Source organism: Dolichospermum sp. UHCC 0259, from assembly GCF_009711935.1.
GTDB lineage: Bacteria > Cyanobacteriota > Cyanobacteriia > Cyanobacteriales > Nostocaceae > Dolichospermum.
Genome location: NZ_VIKX01000084.1, coordinates 1 through 3,560 on the forward strand (window position 1 = coordinate 1; position 3,560 = coordinate 3,560).

General features: G+C 36.1%; 5 protein-coding genes. 2 read left to right on the forward strand and 3 right to left on the reverse strand.

The window, feature by feature from the left end:
- Window positions 1-78: 78 nt before the first annotated feature.
- Window positions 79-255, reverse strand: coding sequence for a DUF4351 domain-containing protein (locus tag FJR05_RS06810; protein ID WP_254446782.1), 177 nt, complete (start codon window positions 253-255; stop codon window positions 79-81).
- Between the two features lie 90 nt (window positions 256-345).
- Window positions 346-1,185, reverse strand: coding sequence for an Rpn family recombination-promoting nuclease/putative transposase (locus FJR05_RS06815; RefSeq protein ID WP_168643419.1), 840 nt, complete (start codon window positions 1,183-1,185; stop codon window positions 346-348).
- A gap of 114 nt (window positions 1,186-1,299) precedes the next feature.
- Here FJR05_RS06815 and FJR05_RS06820 point away from each other — a divergent pair, with 114 nt between their 5' ends.
- A complete protein-coding gene (locus FJR05_RS06820) occupies window positions 1,300-1,620 on the forward strand; it encodes a DUF433 domain-containing protein (RefSeq protein WP_168643420.1) in 321 nt (106 codons plus the stop codon).
- Window positions 1,621-1,852: 232 nt separating this feature from the next.
- Here FJR05_RS06820 and FJR05_RS06830 read toward each other — a convergent pair whose 3' ends face one another.
- The gene (locus FJR05_RS06830) at window positions 1,853-3,172 is read right to left on the reverse strand and encodes a pentapeptide repeat-containing protein (protein ID WP_217385539.1); all 1,320 of its coding nucleotides are present in this window, start codon (window positions 3,170-3,172) and stop codon (window positions 1,853-1,855) included.
- Window positions 3,173-3,358: 186 nt separating this feature from the next.
- Here FJR05_RS06830 and FJR05_RS06835 point away from each other — a divergent pair, with 186 nt between their 5' ends.
- The gene (locus tag FJR05_RS06835; protein ID WP_168643421.1) at window positions 3,359-3,550 is read left to right on the forward strand and encodes a hypothetical protein; all 192 of its coding nucleotides are present in this window, start codon (window positions 3,359-3,361) and stop codon (window positions 3,548-3,550) included.
- Window positions 3,551-3,560: the final 10 nt, after the last annotated feature.

Here is a 3,560-nt window from a genome sequence, read left to right on the forward strand (position 1 = left end):
TGAGCTTTCAGGTATCCTTTTTTCTATCATACTTTCTGCATGAAGGAAATCCCTGGTTTTCCTGTCAAAATTAACACACTACGCTAAACCTAAATTCTCCAAATCTTCCACAGACAACTTATTGATTTTTACTTGTAAATCTTGACTAACTCCACCTATACGCCGTTCAATTATACGCATAGTGTAATTTAAAGCCTCCTCATAACGGACTTCTTGATAATATCTTGTATTTTTTAAATCACTAATACTAAACATCCTTCTTAAATCCTGAAGACTAAAACGAGGTAATTTATAGGAAACAATAGCAGTAGGGTGGGTTAGCGAAAGCGTAACCCACCATTGATTTTAATCACCTGAACTCGCTTGATTATTCAACCAAGTAACCAAATCAGCTTTACTGGTAAAATCTAACAAAGCTAAACCTAAATTCTCCAAATCTTCCACAGATAACTTATTAATTTTTACCTGTAAATCTTGACTAATCCCACCCATACGTCGTTCCAACTGACGCATTACAAGATTTAACTCAGACTCATACCAGACTTCTTGATAATATCTAGTATTTTTTAAATCACTCATAGTAAACATTCTTGCTAACTCCTGGGGACTGAGACGGGGTAGTTTGTAGGAAATAATAGTCTGGATTAAATCTAGCAAATTTTTTTGCAATCTTTCATCCGGTAAATCTGATCTTGCTTGTGATAATAGGTTTCTCGCTAAAGTTGGAACTTCTTTCTCCTTCTCCACCACTAACTTAATAATACCTAATCCCAAGGATGCTTGAATATCCACCAGTTCATCCAAATATAACCGAGTTACCAAAGGACTTTCTAGCAAATACCGATATGGTTCTATTTCCGTCGGTTCTATACTACGTTTAGCAAATAAAACCACAGCTTGCCAGGGTTTGCTAGAAGCATAGAGATGTAAATAAAGAAAAATTTCTGAAAAAAAGCGAGAATAAAAGTCATCATCTCTTTGAAATTGTACCTCTACAAAATAAATTGGTGTTTTTGGCTGATTATTTTTAGGTAGAAATACACCATCAATTCTAAAAGCTGTTTGTTTTAGTTCTACAGAGGCAAAATCATAAATATCTGCTTCACTAGCTGGTAAATTAATCAATTCAAAAAAAGATTGCGGTAAGGTTTGAAAAATGCGATAAAAAATAGAATCGGTTTTCATGAATATTGCTATTAAATATTTTTGTAAATGTTGAGTTAAGAGGAACTATCAAACATGATACAATAGTAATTATGCAAAATATCATATTAATTTCAACACACTAACATTTAAACTATGAATCAGCGATTGGTTGATTCCCTTGTTCAAGTAATTGAAGCACTTTCCCCAGAAGAAAGAAAACTTTTAGAAAGTCGTCTTCAACTCAAAGTAGTGCAGAAAACACCCAGAGTTTGTGGTGGCCATGCTTGTATTCGTAATACCCGCATTCCCGTATGGGTTTTGGTTTCGTTACGTCAGCAGGGAGCAAATGATAGAGAATTATTAGAAAATTATCCCAATCTCACACCTGAAGATTTGATAGCAGCTTGGGAATATTATCAACAGCATACTTCAGAAATTGATCTGGTTATTGTTACTCAAAATGAGGATGATTAATGGTCAGACTGTATACTGATGAAAACATTTTATTGACCAGATTAAGAGGATGTTTGAAAAGTATCAGAATTAATCGAGATCCCCCCAACCCCCCTTACAAAGGGGGGCTAAATTCCTCAAAGTCCCCCTTTTCAAGGGGGATTTAGGGGGATCTGCGGGTGTCAGATCCCACACGAAAAAGTTTTCAAACAACCTCTAAAAAAGAAGTCGGGGATCTTCTTTATGCTTGATTTTAAGAATATCCAATTTCTATCATTTTGAAAAATTCCTGGACTACTTCATCAGGATTGTTATAACATCTTTCATAATCAAATCTTTCTACAACTTTGATACCGTTTTTCTTGAAAATGCGTTCTCTTTCTTGTTCTTCAACTCTGCGTTCTGCGGTGTGAAAGGGTCCATCAACTTCTAAAACTCCCCATTTACCGTTATAACAAATGAGAAAATCAGCTTCTTTATTTTCTCTACCTTTGGGTGTGTTGAGTCGTGCTAATGAGTTGGGTACAAATAAAACTCCAGTTCTGTCTAATGCTTCAGCAATTTTGATTTCTGTTTTTGAGCGAAAGCGTAGTCTTTCCCATGTGTGAATTTTTCGATCTGAACGAAATTGAACTCCTTGGTTATTAGAAGTATTATCTAAATCAATATTTTTTTCTGGCTTATTAACAGTATTATCATTTTCGGGAGTTTCGCGTAAAATTAAATCCGTATTTTCTAGAATCTTTTGGCATACACTAGCAAATTCTCCGAGTTTAAAATTACCGTTTATAGGTCGTCTTTCTGTTTTGTTCACATCAAGATATACATATTCACAAATTACTCTATCCAGTTTTGTTTCACTGTTAATCTGCCAATCTTTGATATAAACACCTGTTAAAGTTGCATTGTGAAAATTTGTACCAATTACTTGTGATATGGCTAAATTAGCCCCACTAAGATCCGCCTTACTCAGATCAGCCCAATTCAGATTCGCACTACTCAGATCAGCCCAATTCAAGTTCGCACTACTCAGATCAGCCCAATTCAAGTTCGCACTACCCAGATAAGACCGATACAAGTTACTATTACTCAGATCAGTATAATTCAGGTTTGTACTACTCAGGTCAGCCTCACTCAGATTAGCCCTACTCAGAACAGCACAATTCACGTCAGCCTCACTTAGATTAGCCCCACTCAGGTCAGCCCGATACAGATTAGCCTCCCTCAGATTAGCCTCAATCAGGTTTGCACTACTCAGGTCAGCCTCACTCAGGTCAGCCCTACTAAGATCAGCCCTACTAAGATCAGCCCCTCTAAGATCAGCCCCTCTAAGATCAGTTCCTCTAAGATCAGCCCTACCCAGGTTAGCCTCACTCAGGTTTGCACTACTCAGGTCAGTCTCACTCAGTTCAGCCCGATACAGATTAGATCGATACAGGTTAGCTTCACTCAGGTCAGCCCGATACAGGAAAGCGTCACTAAGGTCAGGTATTACATCTAAATTTTCATTTCTCCACTTATTCCAAATCTCTTTCCCTTGCTTCAGTATTGCTAAATGCTCTGGATTTGCCATAATCTAGTTTTTATACCTAAAATTGCCAATATTCGGATTTTAACCTAATTTCATGAAGATAAAACTAAGCTCGTTAAAATTTACCGCTAAAAAATTAATTTCTGGCAAGCAATAGCTAAATACAGATTATCTGAATGTGGGTTATATTATAATTGAAGTTAATACCAACAATTTCAGTTTACTCCTATGAATACCATTGCAAATCTTCGACAAATAGTATTAGAAGAAATCAATCAAATTCCTGATGAACAACTTAGTCAGGTATTACAATTTCTTCATGTTCTGATGTCTAATTCTCAGACAAAGAAAGATGAAAATTTGATCAATGATCCACTAGTGGTCTGTCAAGCAAAAAATTGTGAATTTGAGAGAGAATAGGGGGGCTATT

Coding starts and splice junctions, on each gene's coding strand:
- FJR05_RS06810 (WP_254446782.1), bottom strand. CDS start 255: ATGTTTAGTATTAGTGATTTAAAAAATACAAGATATTATCAAGAAGTC.
- FJR05_RS06815 (WP_168643419.1), bottom strand. CDS start 1,185: ATGAAAACCGATTCTATTTTTTATCGCATTTTTCAAACCTTACCGCAA.
- FJR05_RS06820 (WP_168643420.1), top strand. CDS start 1,300: ATGAATCAGCGATTGGTTGATTCCCTTGTTCAAGTAATTGAAGCACTT.
- FJR05_RS06830 (WP_217385539.1), bottom strand. CDS start 3,172: ATGGCAAATCCAGAGCATTTAGCAATACTGAAGCAAGGGAAAGAGATT.
- FJR05_RS06835 (WP_168643421.1), top strand. CDS start 3,359: ATGAATACCATTGCAAATCTTCGACAAATAGTATTAGAAGAAATCAAT.